The organism is Micromonospora sp. NPDC005174, from assembly GCF_040608495.1.
GTDB lineage: Bacteria > Actinomycetota > Actinomycetes > Mycobacteriales > Micromonosporaceae > Micromonospora.
Genome location: NZ_JBEXIJ010000055.1, coordinates 1 through 23,366 on the forward strand (window position 1 = coordinate 1; position 23,366 = coordinate 23,366).

The following is a 23,366-nucleotide window of genomic DNA, read 5'->3' on the forward strand; positions in this document are numbered from 1 at the left end:
CTCCTTCTCCCTCCACCCCCCACCTCTCCCCCTTCTCTCGGTCCCGCGGGCGGGGGCCGCGGCCCGGCCGGCGGGGCGCCCCCCCGCCCCCGCCGACGCGCCCGGTGCTGGTGTGGTCAGCCGGCGTGCTTGCGGCGGGCGGTGGCCCGGCCCCGCTGCTGCTGGTCGAGCACCACCTTGCGGATGCGCACCGTGGCCGGGGTGACCTCGACGCACTCGTCCTCGCGGCAGAACTCCAGCGCCTGCTCCAGGGTGAGCTTGCGCGGCGGGACCAGCTTCTCGGTCTCGTCAGAGGTCGACTGCCGCATGTTGGTGAGCTTCTTCTCCTTGGTGATGTTGACGTCCATGTCGTCGGAGCGGGAGTTCTCCCCGACGATCATGCCCTCGTACACCTCGGTGGTCGGCTCGACGAAGAGCTGACCGCGCTCCTGCAGGTTGGTCATCGCGAAGGCGGTGACCGCGCCGGCCCGGTCGGCGACCAGGGAGCCGTTGTTGCGGGTACGCAGCTCACCGAACCACGGCTCGTAGGACTCGAAGACGTGGTGCAGGATGCCGGTGCCCCGGGTGTCGGTGAGGAACTCGGTGCGGAAGCCGATCAGGCCGCGCGCCGGGACGAGCCACTCCATCCGGATCCAGCCGGTGCCGTGGTTGACCAGCTGCTCCATCCGGCCCTTGCGGGTGGCGAGGAGCTGGGTGATCGCGCCCAGGTATTCCTCCGGGGCGTCGATGGTCAGCCGCTCGACCGGCTCGCAGGTCTTGCCGTCGATCACCTTGGTGACCACCTGCGGCTTGCCGACGGTCAGCTCGTAGCTCTCCCGGCGCATCTGCTCGACCAGAATGGCCAGCGCCAGCTCACCGCGGCCCTGCACCTCCCAGGCGTCCGGGCGCTCGGTGGGCAGCACCCGCAGCGACACGTTGCCGATCAGCTCCTTGTCGAGCCGGTCCTTGACCATCCGTGCGGTGACCTTGGAGCCCTTGAGTCGACCGACAAGCGGCGAGGTGTTGGTGCCGATGGTCATCGAGATGGCCGGCTCGTCGACGGTGATCAGCGGCAGCGCGACCGGGTTCTCCGCGTCGGCGAGCGTCTCACCGATCATGATCTCGGGGATGCCGGCGACCGCGATGATGTCGCCCGGGCCGGCGCTCTCGGCCGGCTTGCGCTCCAGGCCCTCGGTCATCAGCATCTCGGAGATGCGGACCCGCTGGGTGCTGCCGTCGGTGCGGCACCAGGCCACCGTCTGACCCTTGGTGATGGTGCCCTGGCGGACCCGGCACAGCGCCAGCCGGCCGAGGAACGGCGAGGCGTCGAGGTTTGTCACGTGGGCCTGCAGCGGCGCGCCGTCGTCGTAGGAGGGCGGCGGGATGGTGTCCAGCAGGGTGCGGAACAGCGGCTCCAGGGAGGTGCTGTCGCTCGGCACCGAGCCGTCGGCGGGCTGGGTCAGCGAGGCGACACCGTCGCGGGCACAGGCGTAGACGATCGGGAAGTCGATCTGCTGCTCGTCGGCGTCCAGGTCGAGGAAGAGCTCGTAGGTGTCGTCCACGACCTCCTTGATCCGGGCGTCCGGGCGGTCCACCTTGTTGATCACCAGGATGATCGGCATCCGCGCCTGCAGCGCCTTGCGCAGCACGAAGCGGGTCTGCGGCAGCGGGCCCTCGCTGGCGTCGACGAGCAGCACCACGCCGTCGACCATGGTCAGGCTGCGCTCCACCTCGCCACCGAAGTCGGCGTGGCCGGGGGTGTCGATGATGTTGATGGTGACCGGGTCGGAGCCGTCCGCCGGCAGGTAGCGCACACCGGTGTTCTTGGCCAGGATCGTGATGCCCTTTTCCCGCTCCAGGTCACCCGAGTCCATCACCCGCTCGGTGTTCTCGCCGCGTGCGCCGTACGCGCCGGCCTGCCGCAACATGGCGTCGACCAGGGTGGTCTTGCCGTGGTCGACGTGAGCGATGATGGCGACGTTGCGGAGGTCGGTGCGAAGCTGCATACCCTCTATCCTTCCGCCTGCGCTCGCGCAGGCTGCGTCGGGGTCACCCCCAGGTGCCCCTGATCTATGGTGAAACCGCTGTGCCGGTGGTTCGTCCGGCTGGCATGCTGGCTCCCGTGTCCCGGGGGCCTGAGTGCACGACCTGCTGACCTGGGTGCAGGGTCTGCCCACCCTGTGGATCTACCTGGTCGCCGCGCTGATCGTGGCGGGCGAGACCGCGGTGATCTTCGGCCTGCTCGTGCCGGGTGAGGCTACCCTGCTGCTCGTCGGCTTCCTCACCTACAACGGTACCTTGCGGCTCGGGCCGGCGTTGCTCGCGATGATCGTCGCGGCGGTCCTCGGCGATGGGCTGGCCTTTCGCGCCGGGCGGCGGTACGGGCCTCGGCTGCGCGCCGGCCTGGGTCACCGGGTCGGGCCCGCGCGGTGGGCCCGCGCCGACGCCATGCTCGCCCGCCTCGGTGGGCGGGGGGTGTTCGCCGCCCGATGGGTGGCTTTCGCCCGCACCCTGGTGCCCCGGCTGGCCGGTGCGGCCGGCATGCCGTACCGGCGGTTCGCCCTGTGGAACCTGGCCGGGGTGGCGACCTGGGTGAGCGGCTCGGTGCTGCTCGGTCACCTCGCCGGTGAGTCGTACGACACGGTCTCCCGGGTGCTCGGCCGGGCCACCGGCGCGGCGCTGGCGTTGCTGGCGGGGCTGCTGGGGGTGGTGCTCGCCGGTCGGTGGCTCGGCCGCAACCCCGACCCGGCGCGCGCGCTGCTCTCGCGGGCCGCCGCGCTGCCGCCGGTGCGCTGGCTCGGCGCCCGGTACGGGGTGCTGTTCTTCCTGCTCGCCATGCGGATCGGGCCGGCCTGGACGCTGCTGCTCAACCTGGCCGCCGGGCTGCTGCTGCTCTTCGCCGCCGGGTTGGCCATCGCCGGCCTGCTCGCCGTGGTGGTACGCAACAGCGGACTGGCGGCCCTGGACGGGGCGATCGGCGCGTGGTTCACGGCCCGCCGCACACCGGACGCCGCCGACGCCACCCTGGTCGTGGTCTCGCTGGTACGCGGGTGGGTGCTGATCGTGCTGGTGGCGATGGTGGCCGTGGTGCTGGCGTGGCGCAACCGCCCGCTGCGCACCGACCTGCTGAGCGTGGTCGGTACGGCCGGCGCGTTCGTGCCGCTGGTGATGCTGGCCGTGGTGGCCGAGTTGACCGGAGCACCCGGTGACGGCGCGCACGAGGCCGTCCCGTTCTCCACCCAGAACGCCGTGGTCGCGGCGAGCCTCTGCACCCTCGCCTGGTTGGTGTCGCGCAGCGCGCGGTGGCCGGTGGCGGTGGCCGCGTGGACGGCCGCCGCCGCGGGCGTGCTGGGGGTTGCGGCCGCGCGGCTCTACCTCGGCCTGGAGACGACGAGCGGTACGGCGGCGGCGGTACTGCTGGGGGTGCTGTGGACGGTGGTGTTCGTGGTCGCCTGGGCCACCCGGGACCGGGCGGTCGGCGACCGGGAGCAGTCGGCCGGTCCGGTCCGGCCCGCGCAGGGGCACCGCCGGCCCGTCGAACCTTGCTAATCTGCGGCGACTGTCAGACGGGGGAGGACCACTATGCGTCAACACGCCGGACGGGTGGGCGCGCTCGTGCTCGCCGGCCTGCTGCTCGCCAGCGGCGCGGTCGGCTGCGCCGGCAAGGGGCAACGCCCGCAGGATCAGGCCGCCGCACCCGTTTCGGTCACCGAGGCGCCGACGGACGAGCCGGTCGACGAGCCGTCCGTCGAGTCGAGCCCTTCGGCGAGCGCGGTCGCGGCGATGGGCACCGCCCCGAGCCGTAGCGCGTCCGCCTCCCCGACCCCGGCGAAGAAGCCGACCCGGGCGACGGCTCCCACGAAGCCGCGCGCGGTCGCCAAGGCGCCCACCGAGACGAAGGTCCCGCCGGCGCCTCCAAAGCCCGCCCCGGCGTCCTGCAAGCCCAGCTACAAGGGCACCCAGGCGAGCCGTGCCGACGTGAAGGCGGCCCTGAGCGACGCCGCCGCCCGCACCTACTGGCCCAGCTCCGCACCGGACCTCAAGGTGCCGCTCGACCTGCTCAGGGCCACCGCCTGGCAGGAGAGCGGCTGGCAGTCCAACATCTACGCCTGCGACGGCGGCGTCGGGCTGATGCAGGTGATGCCGGGCACCGCGACCTGGATGAACCAGCGCTTCGACCAGAGCTACGACATCGCCGACTACCGGGACAACGCGTACCTGGGGGCCAACTACCTGGCCTGGCTGACCAAGTACATCGGAGACATGTACTTCGAGTCCGACTTCCGGCTCGACGCGGACCTGTGCACCGCCGAACTGAACTCCTGTCTGCTCAACGCGGTCATCGCCGCCTACAACTTCGGGCACGGGGCGGTGGCGCAGGAGGGCGAGCCCCTCGCCATCCCCAACCCGTCGTACGTGCGCAACGTGCGGGCCTTGATGACCGAGTGCGTCTGCCTGGGCTACTGAGCACGCCGACGGGGGCGGGGCCGGGTGTTTTCCGGCCCCGCCCCCGTCGCGTGGGCGGTCAGTCTCGTGCGGGCACCGGCTCGGGCGTCGCCGGGACGTCGACGCCCGGGTGGGCGTCGACGCGACCCGGCCACCAGAAGCGATCGCCGAGCAGGAACGCCAGCGCCGGCACGAGCACCGTGCGGACCAGCAGCGTGTCCAGCAGGACGCCGATGCAGACGATGATGCCGATCTGCGTCAGCGTGATCAGCGGCAGCACGCCGAGCACGGCGAACACCGCGGCGAGCAGCACCCCGGCGCTCGTGATCACACCTCCGGTGACCCGCAGCGCGGACAGCATGCCGTCGCGGGTGCCGGCGGTGCGGGCGTCCTCCCGGGCCCGGGTCACCAGGAAGATGTTGTAGTCCACGCCGAGCGCCACCAGGAAGACGAAGGCGAGCAGCAGTACGCCACTGTCGAGCGCCGGGAAGTCCAGCACGTGGTCGAAGAGCAGCCAGGCCGCCCCGAGGCTGGCGAAGAACGACGCGATCACGGTGAGCACGAGCAGCACCGGCGCGACAAGGCCCCGCAGCAGCAGCACGAGCACCGCGCCGACCAGCAGCAGGATGATCGGCAGGATGAGCCGCAGGTCGCGGTCGTTGGCCTCGTCGGAGTCGTAGGTCGCGGCCACCGAGCCGCCCACGATCGCGCCGGGTGGCGGGTCGGCGCCGGCGACGGCCGGGGGAGCGGAGTCGGGCACGGCGGCGACCGCGTCGCGTAGCGCCTCGATCGCGCGGTCCGAGGCGGGCGTGCCGGGCTCGGCGTCCAGCACCACGTCGACCTGGGCGACAGCCTGGCCGGCGTCGCCCGGTCGCGCCGAGGCGACGCCGGGTACGGCGCTGGCGACGTCGGCGACCGCTCGCGCCGCCGCCGGGGTGGTGAGCACGGCCACCGGCTGGGTGCTGCCGGCGGGGAACGCCCGGGCCAGAGTCTGTGCGCCGGTCACCGCCTCGGGCGCGGCCCGGAACTGCTCGGTCTCGGACAGGCCGGTGCGGATTCCGAGCCCGCCGAGGGCCAGGCCGCCGAGCAGCAGGGTCGACAGCACCGCGACCACCACCGGGCGGCGTCGTACGACCGCGCCGAGCCGCCCCCAGAGCCGACCCTCGCGGACCGGGCCGCCGACCCGGGGTACGAACGGCCAGAACAGGCCGCGACCGAAGAGGACCAGCACGGCGGGGAGCACGAACAGCGCCGAGAGCATGGCGAAGACCACGCCGGTGGCGCAGGCCACGGCCAGTGCGCGGTTCGTCTCCTGCTCACTGAGCAGCAGGGTGAGCACGCCGAGGACCACGGTGCCGCCGCTGGCCAGGATGGGCTCGGCGGTACGGCGCAGCGCTGCCCGCATCGCCGCGAAGCGGTCCTGCTCGCGCCGCAACTCCTCCCGGTAGCGGGCGATGAGCAGCAGCGCGTAGTCGGTGGCGGCACCGAACACCAGCACGCTGGCGATGCCGGTGACCTGGCCCTGCTGGAGGTTGATGCCGACGGCGGGCACGATCGTGTCCACCGCGCGCAGGGTGAGCTGTTCGGTCGCGCCGACCACGATCAGCGGCACGATCCACAGGAACGGACTGCGGTACGTGATCAGCAGCAGCAACGCGACCACGGCGGCGGTCACCGCGAGCAGGGTGACGTCGGCGCCCTCGAAGACCGACGACAGGTCGGCGGTCAGGGCGGGGGCGCCGGTGACCTCGGCGGCCAGCGGGTCGGGCAGGTCCGCCAGCGCGTCGCGCAGCTCGGTGACCTTGCCGGTCACCTCTTCCTGGCCCCCGGAGGTGTCCAGCGGAACGGCGACGAGCGCGACCGTGCCGTCCGGGGAGACCTGGGTCGGGCTGACCCGACCGCCCACGGCCAACCGGCCCAGGTCGCCGGAGCGGGAGGCGAGGGCGGCCCGGTCGGCCTCGCTCAGCGCCGCGCCGTCACCGCGACTGACGACCACGACGGCCGGTTGGACGTCGCTGGTGGGTAGCTGGTCCTGAAGACGCTGCACCTGTGTCGACTGCCACTCGGCGGACAGGCCGGTGGCGGAGACCGGTGCCGGGTTGTCCGGCCGTGGCACTCCGAAGATGATCGCGGCGATGACGAGCGCGGCGGCGACGGTGAGCCAGGCCGCGAGCCGGCCACGCGCGACCCTTGTGAAGACGGACATCGCGGACCCCTAGGTCTTTCGAGCGCCAAGTATCTTGATGAACGAGATTATCGGCGGCTGTTCTATGCTGCAACCCGGAGTACCGACGACGGGGAGAAGCGGCGCGACGTGGCGACTCACGGCATGTACCGGCGGCGCGACACGCGCCGCGAGCAGCTGGTCGCGGAGATCACCAACAACCTTCGGCGGTACGCGGTGGACGCCCAGCAGGTCGGTCACGCCTTCGCCAACCTGCACGGCCTCAACCCGACCGACCTGAACGCGCTGATCGCGGTCATGGACGCCGAACTGTTCGGCGACCCGATCACCCCCGGTCGCCTCGGTGAGCAGCTCAACCTGTCGTCCGGCTCGGTCACCGCGCTGATCGACCGCCTGGAACGGGCCGGGCACATCCGCCGGGACCGCGACACCGTCGACCGGCGCAAGGTGCTGTTGCACTACGCCGACCAGGGCGCCGCCCTGGCCATGGAGTTCTTCCAGCCCCTGGGCGCGCGCACCGACGCGGTGATGGACCGCTTCGACGAGGACGAACTGGACGTCGTGCACCGGTTCGTCGCGGAGATGAGCGAGTCGCTGCGGGCGCACCGCGACGCGGTCCGCGCCACCCGGCCCGAACCGCCCCACCGGACGACGGGCTGACCGTGTCCGGCCGGCTCGTCGCGCGCCTCGCCGCCGCCGGACTGCGGCTGCCCCCGACACGGCCCGGCCCGGTGCGGGTCACCCGGGACATCCCGATCCGGGCCCGCGACGGCGTGGTGCTGCGCACCGACCACTACGCGCCGGGCGGCCGAGCCGCGCCGACCGTGCTGATCCGCACCCCGTACGGGCGGGGTGGCCCGTTGCGGCTGCTCGGCCGGTTGCTCGCCGCGCGGGGCCGCCACGCGGTGATCCAGTCCTGCCGGGGCACCGGCGGCTCCGGCGGCACGTTCGCCCCGCTGGTGCACGAGCGCGACGACGGGGTCGACACGCTGGACTGGCTGCGCCGTCAGCCCTGGTGGGCCGGTGCGCTCGGCATGTTCGGGGTCAGCTACCAGGGCTTCGCCCAGTGGGCGCTGGCCGCCGACGCCGGTGAGGACCTCCGCGCGATGGTCGCGGTGGTGACCGCCTCGGCCACCCGGGACTCGACGTACGCGGGAGAGTCGTTCGCCCTGGACACCGTACTGACCTGGGCCGAGCTGCTGCACGCCCAGACCGTGCCGTGGCTGGCCCGCCAGCGGGAACTCAAACGGGGGCAGCCCCGCTTGGCCGCCGCGCTCGACCACCTGCCGCTGGCCGGGGTGGACCGGGTGGCCACCGGCGTCACGATCTCGTTCTTCCAGGAGTGGCTGCGGCACCACACCCCGGAGGCGGCGTACTGGCGCGAGCGCGTCTTCGCCGACCGGGTGGCCCGGGTGCGGGCGCCGGTGGTCATGGTCACCGGTTGGCACGACATCTTCCTGCCCGCCCAGCTCGACGACCACGCCACCCTGCGCGCCGCCGGCACACGCCCACGCCTCGTGATCGGTCCCTGGACCCACGGCAGCCCCGAGCTGTTCGTGGCGGCCCTGCGCGAGGGGTTGACCTGGCTCGACGTACACCTCGACGGGCCGCCGGACGACGAACGTCCGCCCCGCGCGGCCCCGGTCCGGGTGCACGTGGGTGGTCCCGGCGGCGGCTGGCGGGACCTGCCGGACTGGCCGCCGCCGGCCGTCGAGACCGCCTGGCACCTGCATGCGGGCGGTGAGCTGGCGGTACGTCCCCCGGGCGCGTCGACGCCCGACGAGTTCCGGTACGACCCGGCCGACCCCACCCCGTCGCTGGGTGGGCCGCTGCTGGTCGCCAAGCGAGCCGGTCGGGTGGACAACCGGCAGGTGGAGACCCGCCCCGACGTGCTCACCTACACCAGCGCTCCGCTGGCGGGTCCGGTCGAGGTGATCGGCCCGGTACGCGCCGAGCTGCACGTCCGCAGCGAGCTGCCACACCTGGACGTCTTCGTGCGACTGTGCGATGTGGACCCGCGCGGTCGGTCGTGGAACGTCTGCGACGGCCTGGTGCGGGTGACGCCCGAACGCCTCCCCGCCGACGCGTCCGGGGTGCTGCGGGTTCCGGTGTCGCTCTGGCCGACCGCGTACCGGTTCGCCGCCGGGCACCGGCTGCGGGTGCAGGTCGCCGGCGGCGCCCATCCGCGCTGGGCGCGCAACCCCGGCACCGGAGAACCCCTCGGTACGGCGGTGACGCTGCGTGCCGGTTGGCGGCAGGTCCTGCATGACCCGGCGCATCCCTCGGTGCTGCTGTTGCCGATCGTCCACTCTGCCCCGCCGATGCCTCCAATCTGAACAGAGCGCCTCTGACCTGGGCATTCATTGGAATGCGGGCTATGGTTGAGTCAACGCCCGGCGCCGTGCACCACCCAGACCGGGCTCGCCCGAAGCCCGACACCGCATACGCGGTGTGACGTCGCGCCCGGTCCCCGCCCCAGCTGAGAGGGGGACCCCATGACCCGGGCCCCGGCTAACCTGTTGGCCCTTCGAAGCCTGCTCCTCACCCACCTCGACAACGCCCCCGGCCCGGACGACCTGGAGCCGAACGAGGTCGGCATCGTCGGCGACCCGGACCACCGCGGCGGCTATCACTGCGGCTCGGACCGGGTGGTCCCGAACGACTACTCGGTGGTCGAGTCACCCCGGGACCGGGCCGGACTGACCCTCGACGCGTCGGCGCTGGACGTCGGCCAGTTCGAGGTCCGCTCCGGTGGTCGTACGAACACCCTGGTCAGTTTCTCGCTCTGGTGCGTGGACCAGTGCGCCGCGAACGCGGCCGACACCCGGGACATCCGCGAGATCATCTACAGCCCCGACGGCAACACGGTGAAGCGCTGGGACCGCCTCGGCAAGCGCACCACCGGCGACAGCTCGCACCGTTGGCACACCCACATCAGCTTCTTCCGCGACGCGATCAAGGCGGGCCGTGACCAAAGGCCCTTGTTCCGCCGCTACCTCAGCTCCATCGGACTCCTGGAGGACAGCGACATGACCCCCGAAGAGCACAACTGGCTGGCGACCGTCCACAAGAACCTCACCGTCCTGGACGGCCGCAACCCGATCGGACAGATCTACACCCGCATGGCGGAGGGCCGGGACGAGACCGGTGCCTCGGTGACCGGCAACTGGAACCTGCGAGCGATGACGGCGCAGCTCACCGCCCTGCAGAGCGCGCTCACCGCGCTGGCCGGGAAGGACTTCACCGACGAGGAGGCGATCATCCAGGGCGTGCTGGCCGGGCTGACGCCGGAGGAGATCGCCGCGGCCATTCCACCCACCATCGCCAAGCAGGTCGCCGACGAGTTGGCCCGCCGGCTGGTCGCCTGAGCGGGGCGGCCCGTAGCCGCCGGGTCGCCCGCACCGCACGCCCGCCCCGCAACAGTTCTTGGGCAAGACCTATTGCGCAAGAACTGTTGCGGATGGCATGGTGGCGGTATGGAGTCCCCCGACGTACGCCAGGTCACCGACTCGCGGGTGCTGGCCGCCATGGCCCACCCGCTGCGCCGCCGACTGATGGACGTGTTCAAGGTGCATGGGCCGTCGACCGTCGGCATGCTCGCCGACCGCACCGGCCAGGCGCCGGCGAACGTCAGCCATCACCTCAAGGTGCTCGCCGCCGCCGACCTGGTCACCGAAGCCCCCGAACTGGCCCGGGACCGCCGTGAACGCTGGTGGCAACTGGCCAGTCGGGCGGTGCGCTGGTCCACGACCGACTTCGTCGCCGACCCCGCCGACCGCGCCGTCGCCGACGCCGCCACCTCCCTCAACCTGGACCGGCACGTCGCGTTGGCCCGCGCCTGGCACGGCGCCGAGGAGACCGAGCAGGCAGTCTGGGGTGAGGGACCGTTCTCCGCCGACCGGTGGATGCACCTCACACCGGCCGAGCTGGAAGAGCTGAGCCAGGAGATCGTCGCCGTGCTGACCCGCTGGGGCGACCGCGAGCTGCCCGACGACGGCGCCGAGCGCCGCCCGGTGTTCGTGTTTGTCCACGGCGTACCGGCCCGGCCGTGACGGCGGCCACCCGCACCGATCCCGCCCCGCCCCGGCCGGTCGGTGGATTGCTGCGGCACCGCGACTTCCGCCTGCTCTGGGCCGGCCAGACGGTCAGCAGCATCGGCAGTAACGTCACCACCGTCGCGTTGCCCCTGGTGGCGGTCGCCGTGCTCGACGCCAGCACCTTCCAGGTGGCGGTCCTCACCGCCGCGGCCTGGCTGCCCTGGCTGCTGATCGGTCTGCCGGCCGGCGCGTGGGTGGACCGGTTGCCGCGCCGGCCGCTCATGGTGGTCTGCGACCTGCTGTGCGCGCTCGCGTTCCTCAGCGTGCCGGTGGCCGCCCTGATGGGTCGCCTCACCGTCGCGCAGTTGCTACTGGTGGCCCTCGGCGCGGGCGTCGCGCGGGTCTTCTTCGAGACCGCGGACCAGGTCTACCTGCCGGTGCTGCTGCGACCCGAGCAACTGCCCGAGGGAAACGCGAAGCTCCAGGCCACCCAGACGGTGAGCTACGTCGTCGGGCCCGGCATCGCCGGCCTGATCGCCCAACTCGCCGGTGCGGTCGCCGCGTTGCTGCTGGACGCCCTGACGTTCCTCCTCTCGGCGGCCCTCCTGCTGCGCATCCGCACCACCGAGCCGCGTCCCGTCCGTAGGGACCGGTCCCGGTCGCTGCGGCGGGACATGGCCGAGGGGCTGCGTTTCGTCATCCGCGACCCGTACCTGCGGGTCCTGACGCTCATGGGGGCGGCCAGCAACATCGGCCTGGCCGGCTACCAGGCGGTCCTGGTGGTGTTCCTGGTCCGCGAGCTACGACTCGCGCCGGGGCTGGTCGGCGTCCTGGTCGGGGTGATGAGCATCGGCGGGATCATCGGCGCGCTGCTGGCCACCGCCCTCGCCCGGCGCTGCGGCACCGCGCGCGCCATGCTCATCGGCGCGGCGCTCACCGGCCCACCCGCCCTGCTCATCCCGTTGGCCGGGCCCGGCGTCGGGCTGATCTGGCCGGCGCTCGGCGGCGTGCTGGTCGGCCTCGGGGTCGCCATCGGCAACGTCGTCAAGGGCGCGTTCCGACAGACGTACACGCCGCACCACCTGCTCGGGCGCGTGACGGTGAGCATGCACCTGCTCAACTACGGCACCATTCCGCTGGCGGCCGTGGTGGCCGGCGCGCTCGGTGCGCGTTACGGCGTCGACACCGCCGTAACCGTGATGACGGCCTGGTTGGCGTTGACCCCGTTGATCCTGCTGATTGGGCCGCTCCGGAGGCGGCGGGACCTGCCCGCCGCCTCCGGCAGCGTCGTGAGTGCACTGCGGCGGCGACCGGAGACCGACCGCCGCCACCGGCACGGAGCTACATCGGGCGGACGTTGTCCGCCTGCGGGCCCTTCTGCCCCTGGGTCACCTCGAACTCGACCTTCTGGCCCTCGTTGAGCTCCCGGTAACCGCTCGAAGCGATGGCGGAGTAGTGGACGAACACGTCCGGCCCTCCACCGTCCTGCTCGATGAAGCCGAAGCCCTTTTCCGAGTTGAACCACTTAACCGTGCCGGTTGCCATGCATCTCTCCCTGTTCAAAGCGGCGGACCACCGGCCTCTAGGCCGATGGTCGCCCGTACCTGTTCGACAGTAGCGGGCGAAGCCCCGATCTGCCGGCCGAAGTGCCGTAGGTGTTTACTCGATCTCAGATGAATTCTCCACGATACCGGCGTGCCAAACCCGCCCCGACCACCCTGTCCTGCGGCATGCTTGCGCCGATGAGGGGTGCCGCAGCCACCGCGCTGTCCGAGCTGGAGCGCGAGATCGACGCGCCCGGCTCGGGCCTGGACCGGCTCCAACTGGTACCCACCCCGTTCGTCCCCGAGGTGCGGCTGCACCTCGCCGAGGACGCGATCGTCTGGTGGGCCCGGATGGAGGCGCTCGCCGGGCACCCCCTGCCAGCGCCCTACTGGGCCTCCGCCTGGGCCGGCGGCCAGGCCCTGGCCCGGCACCTGCTGGACCACCCGGAGCTGGCCGCCGGACGTCGTGTTCTCGACGTCGCCGCCGGGTCGGGGCTGGTGGCCATCGCCGCCGCGCTGGCCGGCGCGTCCGACGTCGTCGCCAACGACATCGACCCGTACGCCGTGGCGGCCGTCACGGTCAACGCGCGCGCCAACCGGGTCACCGTCGACACCAGCGGCGACGACCTGCTCGACGGCGACGTCGACGACGCGGACCTGGTGGTCGCCGGCGACGTGTTCTACAGCCGCCCGATGGCCGAGAGGATGCTGCCGTTCCTCCGACGGGTCGTCGCCTCCGGCGCCGAGGTGCTGGTCGGGGACCCCGGCCGGGGGCACCTGCCGGCCGACGGGCTGCGGGTGCTGGCCGACTACCCGGTGCCCACCACCGAACCCTCGGTGGACCCCTCGCCCCGCCGGGTACGGGTGCTGCGACCCGAGTGACACGCCAGCCCTCTCAGGGGTGACCCCGAGGCGGACACCAGGGGACGCTCGGGGCTGCGACCGGATGTCCCAGGTGGTGCGGCGGCCATAGCGTACGAGGCATGACGCAATGGCTGGCCCAGGTCGGAGAGCTGCCCATCCTGGTGCTGATGGGCGTGCTCGGGTTGGTCATGCTCTTCGACGCCGTACCGCTGCTGGGCGTGCTGATCCCCGGTGACGTGGCGATCCTGGCCGCGGTCGGTGTCGGCCGCCCGGCCACCGGGCTGGCCACCTTCGCCGCGGTGCTCGTCGGGTGCCTGGCCGGCTGGTCGCTGAGCTTCCTGATCGGCCGTCGGTACGGCGATCACCTGCGCCGCAGCCGCATCGGAGGCTGGATCGGCGAGTCACGCTGGAGCGCGGCCGAGGGGATCCTCAGCCGCGGCGGCGGGCGGATGATGATGGTCGCGCCGTTCCTGCCCGTGTTCAACGCGCTGCTGCCGCTGGCGGCCGGCGGGCTGCGGATGTCGTACCGGCGGTTCCTCGGCGGCGCGGCCCTCGGCGCGGCGGCCTGGGCCGGTCTCTACCTGGCGCTGGGCACCGCGTCGCGGTCGCTGGCCGCGCTGCTGCCGGGGGCGCCGAGCCCGCTGCTGGTGACCATGGGGGTCGGGTTGGTGCTGGCCTCCGTCGCGCTGCTGGGGGCGCGGCGGCGGCTGGTGGCTGTTGCTGGCTGAGGTTGGGCTGACCTGGTTGCGGTTCGGGGCCGGGGGCCTGCCGTGCCCGGCTCCGGGCGGTCAGGCTTGATCCCTGCGCCGGGCACGGCAGGCCCCCGCCCCCGTCGTGGACGCGGTTCGTCCGGTGGTGTCGCCGCCGCCGGTGGTTTGGATCTTCAGGGGTGTTCGGTCAGCGTTGAGTGGCCCCGTGGGGGCTTTCTCGGCTGGGGCAGTGGGGCGTGACCTTTCGTGGCCGGGCCGGGCCGGGCCGGCGCTTTGGCTCTGGCTGGTGGGGTTACCAGCCTCGGGTTCGCCACTGGGGGAGGGACGGGCGTTCCGCGCCCAGGGTGCTGTCCTTGCCGTGGCCCGGGTAGAACCAGGTGTCGTCCGACAGTTGATCGAACAGCTTGTGCTCGACGTCGTCGATCAACGCGGCGAAGCGCTGCGGGTCCTTGTCCGTGTTGCCGACGCCGCCGGGAAAGAGACTGTCGCCGGTGAAGAGGTGGCCGGTGCCGGCCGGGTCGCGGTAGAGCAGCGCGATCGACCCGGGGGTGTGCCCCTTGACGTGGATGACCTCCAGCGCGCAGTCGCCGACCGGCACGGTGTCGCCCTCGGTCAGGTGCTCCGCCTCGATCGGCAGCCCGGACGCGTCGTCGGTGTGCACCAGAGCCCGAGCGCCGGTCTTGGCGACCACCTCCTCCAACGCCACCCAGTGGTCCATGTGCTGGTGGGTGGTGACCACGGCGGTCAGGCCGCCGTCACCGATCAGCTCCAGCAGCCGGGGCGCCTCGTTGGCGGCGTCGATCAACACCTGGTCTCCGGTGCCGGTGCACCGCAGCAGGTAGGCGTTGTTGTCCATCGGGCCGACCGACAGCTTGCTGATGGTCAGCCCGTCCAACTCCCGTACCGCCGGCGGGCCGCCGTGCGTGACATCTCCGCTGTAGGTCATGACGTGTGGATATCCATTTCGATGCAGGAGGAAACGCTCGGCGGCCGTGCGGTGGCGCACCGCCGCGCCGCTCGGCGGCTGCGGTTCCGCGCGCACGCGTCGACCCTAGCGGGCACGCGGCACGCCGTCCTCGCGGAAATCGCTTTCGGCGCGTCGCCCCGCGCCCTACCGTCGGCGTCACATGCGGCACTCGGACGTCGGAGGGAGGTGGTGTTCATGCCGGACGTGGCACGCATGTTCCGCCATCACCAGCTCGACACCGATGAGGATGCCATGACGATCGATCTGACCGCCCTCGGCTGGGACGCCGACCGGGCGTCGTACGCCGCCCGACGTGGCGAGCGCCACCCGGGTCGGGTGGCCCGGGTGGACCGGGGAGTCTGCACGGTGCTCACCGCCGACGGTCCGGTCCGCGCCAGTCTCGGCCCGTCCGTGCTGGCCGCCGCTGCCCGGGACCTCTCCGCGCTGCCCTGCACGGGGGACTGGGTACTGCTCACGCACTGGCCGGACCGCCGGATCACCGTGGCGGCCGTGCTGCCCCGGCGAGCCGCGCTGATCCGCCGTACCGCTGGCAAGGACGCCAGCGGTCAGGTGCTGGCCGCCAACCTCGACACGGCCGCCGTCGTGGAGCCGGTGCACCCGGAGCCGGACGTCGCCCGCATCGAGCGGCTGCTCTCCCTGGTCCACGAGTCCGGGGCCCGGCCGCTGGTGGTGCTGACGAAGTCCGACCTGGCGGCCGATCCGGCCGCGCTGGCCCGGCAGCTCGCCGCGGTCGCCCCCGGTGTGCCGGTGCTGCCGGTCAGCGCCGAGCGCGGCACCGGGCTGGCCCCGCTGCGTGCCCAGGTCGCGCCGGGTCGCACGTTGGGGCTGCTCGGGCCGTCCGGCGCGGGCAAGTCGAGCCTGGTCAACGCGCTCGCGGGCGCGGTGATGATGCCGACGCAGGCGATCCGTCGCGTCGACGGCAAGGGACGGCACACCACCACCTGGCGGGCCCTGGTGCCGATTCCCGGCGGCGGCGCGGTGATCGACACGCCCGGTGTGCGGGCGGTCGGTCTGCTCGACGGCGTGGCCGGGTTGGACCGGGCGTTCGCCGACATCGCCGGGCTGGCCGAGGGTTGCCGGTACGCCGACTGCCGGCACGACGGCGAGCCGGCCTGCGCGGTCCGCGACGCGCTGGGCACCGGTGAGCTGTCCGCCCGCCGGTGGGAGAGCTGGCGGCGGCTGCAGGGCGAGGTGGCACACGAGAGCCGGCGGCGCGAGGCGCGACTCGCCTCCGAGCGCCGGGGCGGCTGGCGCTCGGCGCGACGCAGGGCGGTCCGCCCGCCGTCGCCCGGGGGCTACTGACCGGCGGGCCGCGCCTGGGGGCGAGCGCCGAAGCGGGCTCGCGTACGGCGCGGCCGACCGGGCTGAGCTGGGGGAATGTGCGGGCGGGGGAAAGTGTCGTACCTCGGGGCTAGAGTTGCCGAGGCGCGTTTTCCGCGCCCGCACGACCGCTCGGAACCAGCCCAGAGCGGGACAGACCCTCCGCTTCACCTTCACCCGGGAGTACACGTACCGTGGCCGACCGACTCATCATCCGTGGCGCGCGCGAGCACAATCTGCGTGACGTCAGTCTCGACCTGCCCCGTGACGCTCTCATCGTGTTCACCGGGCTGTCCGGGTCGGGCAAGTCGAGCCTGGCCTTCGACACGATCTTCGCCGAGGGTCAGCGGCGGTACGTGGAGTCGCTGTCGTCGTACGCCCGGCAGTTCCTCGGGCAGATGGACAAGCCCGACGTCGACTTCATCGAGGGGCTCAGCCCGGCCGTCTCCATCGACCAGAAGTCGACCTCGCGCAACCCGCGCTCGACGGTCGGCACCATCACCGAGGTCTACGACTACCTGCGCCTGCTCTTCGCCCGCATCGGCGAGCCGCACTGTCCCGTCTGCGGTGAGCGGATCTCCAAGCAGAGCCCGCAGCAGATCGTCGACCGGGTGCTCGCGATGGCCGAGGGCACGAAGTTCATGGTGCTCGCGCCGGTCATCCGGGGCCGCAAGGGCGAGTACGTCGACCTCTTCGCCGAGCTGCAGGCCAAGGGCTACGCGCGGGCCCGGGTCGACGGCGTGGTGCACCCGCTGACCGAGCCGCCCAAGCTCAAGAAGCAGGAGAAGCACACCATCGAGGTGGTGATCGACCGGCTCACCGTCAAGCCGAGCGCCAAGCAGCGGCTGACCGACTCGGTCGAGGCCGCGCTCGGCCTCTCGAGCGGCCTGGTGCTGCTCGACTTCGTCGACCTGCCGGAGGACGACCCGGATCGGGAGCGCCGCTACTCCGAGCACCTGGCCTGTCCCAACGACCACCCGCTCGCCATCGAGGACCTCGAGCCCCGCGTCTTCTCCTTCAACGCCCCGTACGGCGCCTGCCCCGAGTGCACGGGTCTGGGCACCAAGAAGGAGGTCGACCCGGAGCTGTTGGTTCCCGATCCGGAGCGCAGCCTGCGCGAGGGCGCGATCCAGCCCTGGTCGACCGGGCACAACCTGGAATACTTCCTGCGCCTGCTGGAGGCGCTCGGCGAGTCCCAGCACTTCGACGTCGACACCCCGTGGCGGGCGCTGCCGGCGCGGGCGCAGAAGACGATCCTGCACGGCTCCGACGATCAGGTGCACGTGCGCTACCGCAACAAGTACGGCCGCGAGCGCTCCTACTACACCGGCTTCGAGGGTGTGATGCAGTGGATCGAGCGCCGGCACTCCGACACCGAGTCCGAGTGGTCCCGCGACAAGTACGAGGGTTACATGCGGGACGTGCCGTGCGCCGCGTGTGGGGGCGCCCGGCTCAAGCCCGAGGTGCTGGCCGTCACCCTGGCGGGCAGGAGCATCGCCGAGGTCTGCAACCTGTCCGTGGGGGAGTGCGCCGACCTGCTCGCCGGCATCGAGCTGACCGACCGGCAGAAGCTGATCGCCGAGCGCGTCCTCAAGGAGATCAACGCCCGGCTGCGGTTCCTGCTCGACGTCGGCCTGGACTACCTCTCCCTCGACCGGCCGGCCGGCACGCTCTCCGGCGGCGAGGCGCAGCGCATCCGGCTGGCCACCCAGATCGGCTCGGGCCTGGTCGGCGTGCTCTACGTGCTCGACGAGCCGTCGATCGGTCTGCACCAGCGCGACAACCACCGGCTCATCGAGACCCTGATCCGGCTGCGCGGGCTGGGCAACACGCTGATCGTGGTCGAGCACGACGAGGACACCATCCGCGTCGCCGACTGGATCGTCGACATCGGGCCCGGCGCGGGCGAGCACGGCGGCAAGATCGTGCACAGCGGCTCGGTGCCGGCGCTGCTCAAGAACAAGGAGTCGATCACCGGGGCGTACCTGTCCGGCCGGCGGTCGATCCCGACGCCGACGGGCCGTCGCGCGCAGGACCCGGGCCGGGAGTTGGTGGTGCACGGCGCGCGGGAGCACAACCTGCGCAACCTGACCGTGTCGTTCCCGCTGGGCCAGCTCATCGCGGTCACCGGCGTCAGCGGCTCGGGCAAGTCGACACTCGTCAACGACATCCTGTACGCCGTGCTGGCCAACCAGATCAACGGCGCCCGGCTGGTGCCCGGCCGGCACACCCGGGTCTCCGGGCTGGAGCACGTGGACAAGGTCGTCGGTGTCGACCAGTCGCCGATCGGGCGTACGCCGCGCTCCAACCCGGCCACCTACACGGGTGTCTGGGACCACGTCCGCAAGCTCTTCGCCGAGACCACCGAGGCCAAGGTCCGGGGGTACGGCCCGGGCCGGTTCTCGTTCAACGTCAAGGGTGGCCGCTGCGAGGCGTGCTCCGGCGACGGCACCATCAAGATCGAGATGAACTTCCTGCCCGACGTGTACGTCCCCTGTGAGGTCTGCAAGGGCGCCCGGTACAACCGGGAGACGCTGGAGGTGCACTACAAGGGCAAGACCGTCTCGGACGTGCTGGAGATGCCGATCGAGGAGGCCGCCGAGTTCTTCTCCGCCATCCCGGCGATCCACCGGCACCTCAGGACGCTCGTCGACGTGGGCCTGGGCTACGTCCGTCTCGGGCAGCCCGCGCCGACGCTGTCCGGCGGTGAGGCGCAGCGGGTCAAGCTCGCGTCCGAGCTGCAGAAACGCTCCACCGGGCGGACGGTCTACGTGCTCGACGAGCCGACCACCGGCCTGCACTTCGAGGACATCCGCAAGCTGCTGATGGTGCTCGAGGGCCTGGTCGACAAGGGCAACACGGTGATCACCATCGAGCACAACCTCGACGTGATCAAGACGGCCGACTGGCTGATCGACATGGGTCCCGAGGGTGGTCACCGGGGCGGCACGGTGCTCGCCACCGGCACCCCGGAGGAGGTCGCCGAGGTGGCCGAGAGCCACACCGGCGAGTTCCTGCGCCAGGTGCTCAAGCTCGACGGCGAGGCCAAGGGCGCGGCGGCGGCCACCACCCGGGCCGCCAAGGCCAACGGCGCGACCAAGACACGGGCGACCCGCAAGGTGCCGGCCGGCGCGCGCTGATCAACCATTACCTCTGCGGGGCGGGTCGGATGTCGACCCGTCCCGCCCCTTTTGCCGGGGTCGCACGGATGCCGGTCTGAACTATCCGGCACAGTTGCGCGTGGAAAGAAATGTGGCCGGGCTTTCGGACCGGCGCAGTGGGCGAGAGAGAGGCGAGGCATGAGCGACGATCAGGCGCTGACCGGTCCGGGTACGCAGACCCGTCGTACCCTGCTCACCGGCGTCGGGGCGGTCGGCGCGGCCGTCGTCCTGGCTGCCTGCGGCAGCGACGACGGCAGTGGCAGCGACTCACCCACCAGTGGCGGCCCGGCCGTGCCCAGCACCGGCGACGCCGGCGGCGGCGACCGACAGAACGCCCAGTCGCTTGCCACCACCGCCGACATCCCGGTCGGCGGCGGCAAGATCCTCGCCGCCGAGGGCGTGGTGATCACCCAGCCTGCGGCCGGCCAGTTCAAGGGCTTCAGCCCCATCTGTACGCACCAGAACTGCCCGGTCTCGAACGTCGACGGCGGCACCATCAACTGCACCTGCCACGGCAGCAAGTTCTCGATCGAGGACGGCTCGGTGAAGGCCGGTCCGGCCAAGAAGCCGCTGCCGCCGAGGGACATCAAGGTCACCGGCGATCAGATTTCCCTGGCCTGACGGTCGGGCCTCTTCCCTGGAAGTCGGGGCGTCCGGCGCTCGTCGACGCCCCGACTTCCCGCACGCCGAGTTGATCTAGCGCTCGGCGTGGCGTGTCGGGGGTGCGGACTAGGCTTGGTGGCGTGGCTGACCCCTCGACCTACCGTCCCGCACCCGGCACCATCCCGGAGTCACCGGGGGTCTACCGCTTCCGCGACGGCACCGGCCGAGTGATCTACGTCGGCAAGGCGAAAAACCTGCGCAGCCGGCTCAACTCCTACTTCGGCGACGTCTGGAACCTGCACGAGCGCACCCGCCAGATGGTCACCACCGCCGAGTCGGTGGACTGGATCACCGTCGGCACCGAGGTCGAGGCGCTCCAGCAGGAGTTCACCTGGATCAAGCAATACGACCCCCGGTTCAACGTCCGCTACCGCGACGACAAGTCGTACCCCTATCTCGCCGTGACCCTCGACGAGGAGTACCCGCGACTTCAGGTGATGCGCGGCGCGAAGCGCAAGGGTGTGCGCTACTTCGGGCCGTACTCGCACGCCTGGGCCATCCGGGAGACCCTCGATCTGCTGCTGCGGGTGTTTCCCGCGCGGACCTGCTCGGCCGGCGTGTTCAAGCGCGCTGGCCAGGTCGGCCGTCCGTGCCTCCTGGGCTACATCGGCAAGTGCTCGGCCCCGTGCGTCGGCACCGTCTCGGCCGACGAGCACCGGGCCATCGTCGACGGGTTCTGCGACTTCATGGCTGGCCGCACCGACACCATGGTCCGCAAGATCGAACGTGAGATGACCGACGCCAGCGAGGCGTTGGAGTTCGAGCGGGCCGCCCGCCTGCGGGACGACGTGGCCGCCCTGCGCCGGGCCATGGAGAAGCAGACCGTCGTCCTCGGCGACGGCACCGACGCCGACGTGGTCGCGTTCGCCGACGACCCGCTCGAAGCGGCCGTGCAGGTCTTCCACGTCCGCGACGGCCGGGTCCGCGGCCAGCGTGGGTGGGTGGTGGAGAAGACCGAGGACCTGACCACCGGCGACCTGGTGCACCACTTCTGCACCCAGGTGTACGGCGGCGAGCACGGCGAGGCGGACGTACCCCGTGAGCTTCTGGTGCCCGAGCTGCCGGCGGACGCCGACGCCCTCGGGGACTGGCTCACCAGCCACCGGGGCAGCCGGGTGTCGCTGCGCGTGCCGCAGCGCGGCGACAAGCGCACCCTGCTGGAGACGGTCGAGCGCAACGCCAAGGATGCGCTGGCCCGGCACAAGCTCAAGCGCTCCGGTGACCTGACCACCCGCGGCAAGGCGTTGGACGAGATCAGCGAGGCGCTGGGCATGCGCACGTCGCCACTGCGTATCGAGTGCTTCGACATCTCCCAGATCCAGGGCACCGACGTGGTGGCCAGCATGGTGGTCTTCGAGGACGGGCTGCCCCGCAAGAGCGAGTACCGGCGGTTCATCGTCCGGGGCGCCACCGACGACCTGTCCGCGATGTCCGAGGTGCTGCGCCGCCGCTTCGCCCGTTACCTCGACGCGCGGGCCGAGACGGGCGAGGTGGGCGTGGAGTCGGCCGACGACCCGTCCACCCCGGTCGACCCCGTCGATCCGCAGGTCGGTGTCCTGATCGACCCGACCACCGGTCGGCCGCGAAAGTTCGCGTACCCGCCGCAGCTCGTGGTCGTCGACGGCGGCGCCCCGCAGGTCGCGGCCGCCGCGCAGGCCCTCGCCGACCTGGGCATCGACGACGTCGCGCTCTGCGGCCTCGCGAAGCGGCTGGAGGAGGTCTGGCTCCCCGACGACGAGTTCCCGGTCATCCTGCCGCGTACCTCCGAGGGCCTCTACCTGCTGCAACGAGTCCGTGACGAGGCACATCGCTTCGCCATCACGTTCCACCGCCAGCGCCGCTCCAAGCGGATGACCGAGTCGGCACTGGACAACGTCTCCGGCCTGGGCGAGGTACGCCGCAAGGCGCTGCTGCGGCACTTCGGCTCCCTCAAGCGGCTCTCCACGGCCACCGTCGAAGAGATCACCGAGGTGCCCGGGGTCGGCCGACGGACAGCCGAGGCGATCCTGGCCGCCCTCGACCCGGGCACACGAGCCGACGACAGCACTCAGGCGACCCCCGACACAGCCGGCCCACCCGATGCGAAGGCGACGCCCGACGCGGTGAGCCCACCCGATGCGAAGGCGACCCCCGACGCGGTGAGCCCACCCGATGCGGAGGCGACCCCCGATGCGGAGGCGACCCCCGATGCGGTGAGCTCACCCGATGCGGGGGCGACCCTCGACGTGGCCGGCCCACCCGACGCGAAGGCGACCCCCGACGCGGTAAGCCCACCCGACGCGGAGGCGACTTCTGGCGCAGGGCCAGCGGTTGGGGGCTCGCCCTCGCCATGATCGACTCGACTTCGCCGATATCGGGCTGTCAAACGGCTGGGATAGCGCGAATCGCCGAAGTCGTGTGGATCACCACCTTGCCCCGACGCGCGCATGCCCCTACCGCGCACCAAGTGGGCGATCTGTCGGAATATAGGCGGAGTTCCGCGCCCGTCCCGCCGGGGCGACATGGCGGTGTCGAATGCGGAACGCCGTCGCACCCCCATGATCGCGCTCGATCCTGGTTGTAGTGGCCTTGGCCGCGCGGCGGGGCGCTCTTTCCTGGTTCGAGCACGATCTTGCCCGGCTGGGCCGTCTGGGACCTTCGGCGACGCGGTCGCCTCGATCGGTAGGCAGCACTTTCGGGGATGTTGCTGCCTCACAACGGGCCGAGGCAGCAACATCCCCGAAGTTGTGCGGATCATGGCTTAGCCCTTGGACGCCGATGCCATGCGCCCGAGCGTTTTGTCCCCGGTGTCTGGCTTCGGCGCAGCATCCGCGATCTGATCGCCTCCAGGTCGCCGATGTGGGGGCATCCCTGTGCGGAGATACCCCTGTATCGGCGATGTCGAGACGATCACCCGCCCAACGCGCGCAGGACCGTTGTTGGATGCGAGGTTTGTCCTGTTCAGGGGCGTGCTGTGCTGTGGTCGGTGTCATCGTGGCGGCGGAATCGCGGGCCGGGCGGGGTCGTTATACCTGGCATGCCGCCGCGCCCGTCGGGCTGGCGGCGCAGGGCCCCGCCCGGGAACACCCGCCGGGTCGGCGTCGTTACATCCCCGGCACCGCCGAGCAGCACCGGCTCAGGCCGGTAGCCAGCCCCGGGAACACCCGCCGGGTCGGCGTCGTTACATCCCCCGCACCGCCGAGCAGCAAAGCACCGTAGGCCGTGCCCGGTCCGTAGTGATCTGGCGGAATGATCCGCCGCCCCGGACCGTTGGACCACCCCTCCGGAGATGCCCCCGTGCAGGCCCTGCTGGGTCGCCGGGCCCTGTCTCGGATGAACTTTCGCTTCGGCACACCGCCCCCGTTCGTGTGTCGTCGTGTTTTCCCCCGACTTTTGCAGAGGAGCACGCTGTTATGCGTACCGATCTGATTCGTAGGACTGCTCTGACCGCTGCTGGTCTCGCGTTCACCGGTGGGGCTGTCGCCGGTCC

16 protein-coding genes and 1 pseudogene are annotated in these 23,366 nt (G+C 72.0%); 13 read left to right on the plus strand and 4 right to left on the minus strand.

Going from position 1 to position 23,366, the window contains the following annotated elements; translation table 11 throughout:
• Nucleotides 1-116: 116 nt before the first annotated feature.
• Nucleotides 117-1,985 (minus strand): translational GTPase TypA, encoded by a 1,869-nt coding sequence (gene typA, locus ABZU91_RS32165; RefSeq protein WP_355248884.1) that lies wholly within the window; start codon nt 1,983-1,985, stop codon nt 117-119.
• 133 nt (nt 1,986-2,118) lie between these two features.
• Between typA and ABZU91_RS32170 the strand changes: the two genes are divergently transcribed.
• Together ABZU91_RS32170 and ABZU91_RS32175 are read left to right on the plus strand one after the other, a co-directional pair.
• Nucleotides 2,119-3,528: a DedA family protein gene (locus ABZU91_RS32170; RefSeq protein WP_355248886.1), complete on the plus strand. Its 1,410-nt coding sequence runs from the start codon at nt 2,119-2,121 to the stop codon at nt 3,526-3,528.
• A gap of 33 nt (nt 3,529-3,561) precedes the next feature.
• Nucleotides 3,562-4,446, plus strand: a complete 885-nt coding sequence (locus ABZU91_RS32175) for a lytic transglycosylase domain-containing protein (RefSeq protein WP_355248889.1) — start codon at nt 3,562-3,564, stop codon at nt 4,444-4,446.
• A gap of 58 nt (nt 4,447-4,504) precedes the next feature.
• Here ABZU91_RS32175 and ABZU91_RS32180 read toward each other — a convergent pair whose 3' ends face one another.
• Nucleotides 4,505-6,631: an efflux RND transporter permease subunit gene (locus tag ABZU91_RS32180; RefSeq protein WP_355248892.1), complete on the minus strand. Its 2,127-nt coding sequence runs from the start codon at nt 6,629-6,631 to the stop codon at nt 4,505-4,507.
• 123 nt (nt 6,632-6,754) lie between these two features.
• On the opposite strand from ABZU91_RS32180, the gene ABZU91_RS32185 reads away from it, so the two are divergent.
• From ABZU91_RS32185 to ABZU91_RS32205, 5 genes are all read left to right on the plus strand, one after another.
• On the plus strand, nt 6,755-7,270 hold the full coding sequence (locus ABZU91_RS32185) for a MarR family transcriptional regulator (protein ID WP_355248916.1): 516 nt from the start codon (nt 6,755-6,757) through the stop codon (nt 7,268-7,270).
• A gap of 2 nt (nt 7,271-7,272) precedes the next feature.
• Nucleotides 7,273-8,946, plus strand: a complete 1,674-nt coding sequence (locus ABZU91_RS32190) for a CocE/NonD family hydrolase (protein ID WP_355248895.1) — start codon at nt 7,273-7,275, stop codon at nt 8,944-8,946.
• Between the two features lie 159 nt (nt 8,947-9,105).
• Nucleotides 9,106-9,978: a hypothetical protein gene (locus ABZU91_RS32195; protein ID WP_355248898.1), complete on the plus strand. Its 873-nt coding sequence runs from the start codon at nt 9,106-9,108 to the stop codon at nt 9,976-9,978.
• Nucleotides 9,979-10,086: 108 nt separating this feature from the next.
• Entirely contained in the window at nt 10,087-10,662 is a 576-nt protein-coding gene (locus ABZU91_RS32200) for a metalloregulator ArsR/SmtB family transcription factor (protein ID WP_355248901.1), read from the plus strand.
• Nucleotides 10,659-12,068 carry an MFS transporter gene (locus ABZU91_RS32205; protein WP_355248903.1) on the plus strand — a complete coding sequence of 470 codons (1,410 nt, stop codon included), beginning with the start codon at nt 10,659-10,661 and terminating at the stop codon, nt 12,066-12,068. Before ABZU91_RS32200 ends, ABZU91_RS32205 begins: the two co-directional genes overlap by 4 nt.
• Here the strand turns inward: ABZU91_RS32205 and ABZU91_RS32210 are convergent.
• The gene (locus ABZU91_RS32210) at nt 11,989-12,192 is read right to left on the minus strand and encodes a cold-shock protein (RefSeq protein ID WP_007462771.1); all 204 of its coding nucleotides are present in this window, start codon (nt 12,190-12,192) and stop codon (nt 11,989-11,991) included. The genes ABZU91_RS32205 and ABZU91_RS32210 overlap by 80 nt on opposite strands.
• A 185-nt stretch (nt 12,193-12,377) precedes the next feature.
• Between ABZU91_RS32210 and ABZU91_RS32215 the strand changes: the two genes are divergently transcribed.
• Both ABZU91_RS32215 and ABZU91_RS32220 read left to right on the plus strand, forming a co-directional pair.
• Complete coding sequence (locus tag ABZU91_RS32215) at nt 12,378-13,073, plus strand: 50S ribosomal protein L11 methyltransferase (protein WP_355248919.1); 696 nt, start codon at nt 12,378-12,380, stop codon at nt 13,071-13,073.
• 101 nt (nt 13,074-13,174) lie between these two features.
• Nucleotides 13,175-13,783: a VTT domain-containing protein gene (locus ABZU91_RS32220; protein ID WP_355248907.1), complete on the plus strand. Its 609-nt coding sequence runs from the start codon at nt 13,175-13,177 to the stop codon at nt 13,781-13,783.
• A gap of 274 nt (nt 13,784-14,057) precedes the next feature.
• On the opposite strand, the gene ABZU91_RS32225 is transcribed toward ABZU91_RS32220, so the two are convergent.
• Nucleotides 14,058-14,711: an MBL fold metallo-hydrolase gene (locus ABZU91_RS32225; protein WP_355248921.1), complete on the minus strand. Its 654-nt coding sequence runs from the start codon at nt 14,709-14,711 to the stop codon at nt 14,058-14,060.
• 273 nt (nt 14,712-14,984) lie between these two features.
• Between ABZU91_RS32225 and rsgA the strand changes: the two genes are divergently transcribed.
• The 4 genes and pseudogenes from rsgA to uvrC form a co-directional block, all read left to right on the plus strand.
• A complete protein-coding gene (gene rsgA / locus ABZU91_RS32230) occupies nt 14,985-16,055 on the plus strand; it encodes a ribosome small subunit-dependent GTPase A (RefSeq protein ID WP_355248924.1) in 1,071 nt (356 codons plus the stop codon).
• 212 nt (nt 16,056-16,267) lie between these two features.
• The gene (gene uvrA / locus ABZU91_RS32235) at nt 16,268-19,213 is read left to right on the plus strand and encodes an excinuclease ABC subunit UvrA (RefSeq protein ID WP_355248910.1); all 2,946 of its coding nucleotides are present in this window, start codon (nt 16,268-16,270) and stop codon (nt 19,211-19,213) included.
• Nucleotides 19,214-19,372: 159 nt separating this feature from the next.
• A complete protein-coding gene (locus ABZU91_RS32240) occupies nt 19,373-19,855 on the plus strand; it encodes a Rieske (2Fe-2S) protein (protein ID WP_355248913.1) in 483 nt (160 codons plus the stop codon).
• 122 nt (nt 19,856-19,977) lie between these two features.
• Nucleotides 19,978-21,915: pseudogene (gene uvrC / locus ABZU91_RS32245) on the plus strand (excinuclease ABC subunit UvrC); the annotation flags it as partial.
• Nucleotides 21,916-23,366: the final 1,451 nt, after the last annotated feature.

Excerpts from the sequence above, each read along its gene's own strand:
- rsgA (WP_355248924.1), top strand. The coding sequence starts at position 14,985 with ATGACGATCGATCTGACCGCCCTCGGCTGGGACGCCGACCGGGCGTCG.
- ABZU91_RS32240 (WP_355248913.1), top strand. The coding sequence starts at position 19,373 with ATGAGCGACGATCAGGCGCTGACCGGTCCGGGTACGCAGACCCGTCGT.
- ABZU91_RS32210 (WP_007462771.1), bottom strand. The coding sequence starts at position 12,192 with ATGGCAACCGGCACGGTTAAGTGGTTCAACTCGGAAAAGGGCTTCGGC.
- ABZU91_RS32185 (WP_355248916.1), top strand. The coding sequence starts at position 6,755 with ATGTACCGGCGGCGCGACACGCGCCGCGAGCAGCTGGTCGCGGAGATC.
- ABZU91_RS32220 (WP_355248907.1), top strand. The coding sequence starts at position 13,175 with ATGACGCAATGGCTGGCCCAGGTCGGAGAGCTGCCCATCCTGGTGCTG.
- ABZU91_RS32180 (WP_355248892.1), bottom strand. The coding sequence starts at position 6,631 with ATGTCCGTCTTCACAAGGGTCGCGCGTGGCCGGCTCGCGGCCTGGCTC.
- ABZU91_RS32215 (WP_355248919.1), top strand. The coding sequence starts at position 12,378 with ATGCTTGCGCCGATGAGGGGTGCCGCAGCCACCGCGCTGTCCGAGCTG.
- ABZU91_RS32200 (WP_355248901.1), top strand. The coding sequence starts at position 10,087 with ATGGAGTCCCCCGACGTACGCCAGGTCACCGACTCGCGGGTGCTGGCC.
- ABZU91_RS32225 (WP_355248921.1), bottom strand. The coding sequence starts at position 14,711 with ATGACCTACAGCGGAGATGTCACGCACGGCGGCCCGCCGGCGGTACGG.
- ABZU91_RS32195 (WP_355248898.1), top strand. The coding sequence starts at position 9,106 with ATGACCCGGGCCCCGGCTAACCTGTTGGCCCTTCGAAGCCTGCTCCTC.
- typA (WP_355248884.1), bottom strand. The coding sequence starts at position 1,985 with ATGCAGCTTCGCACCGACCTCCGCAACGTCGCCATCATCGCTCACGTC.
- ABZU91_RS32175 (WP_355248889.1), top strand. The coding sequence starts at position 3,562 with ATGCGTCAACACGCCGGACGGGTGGGCGCGCTCGTGCTCGCCGGCCTG.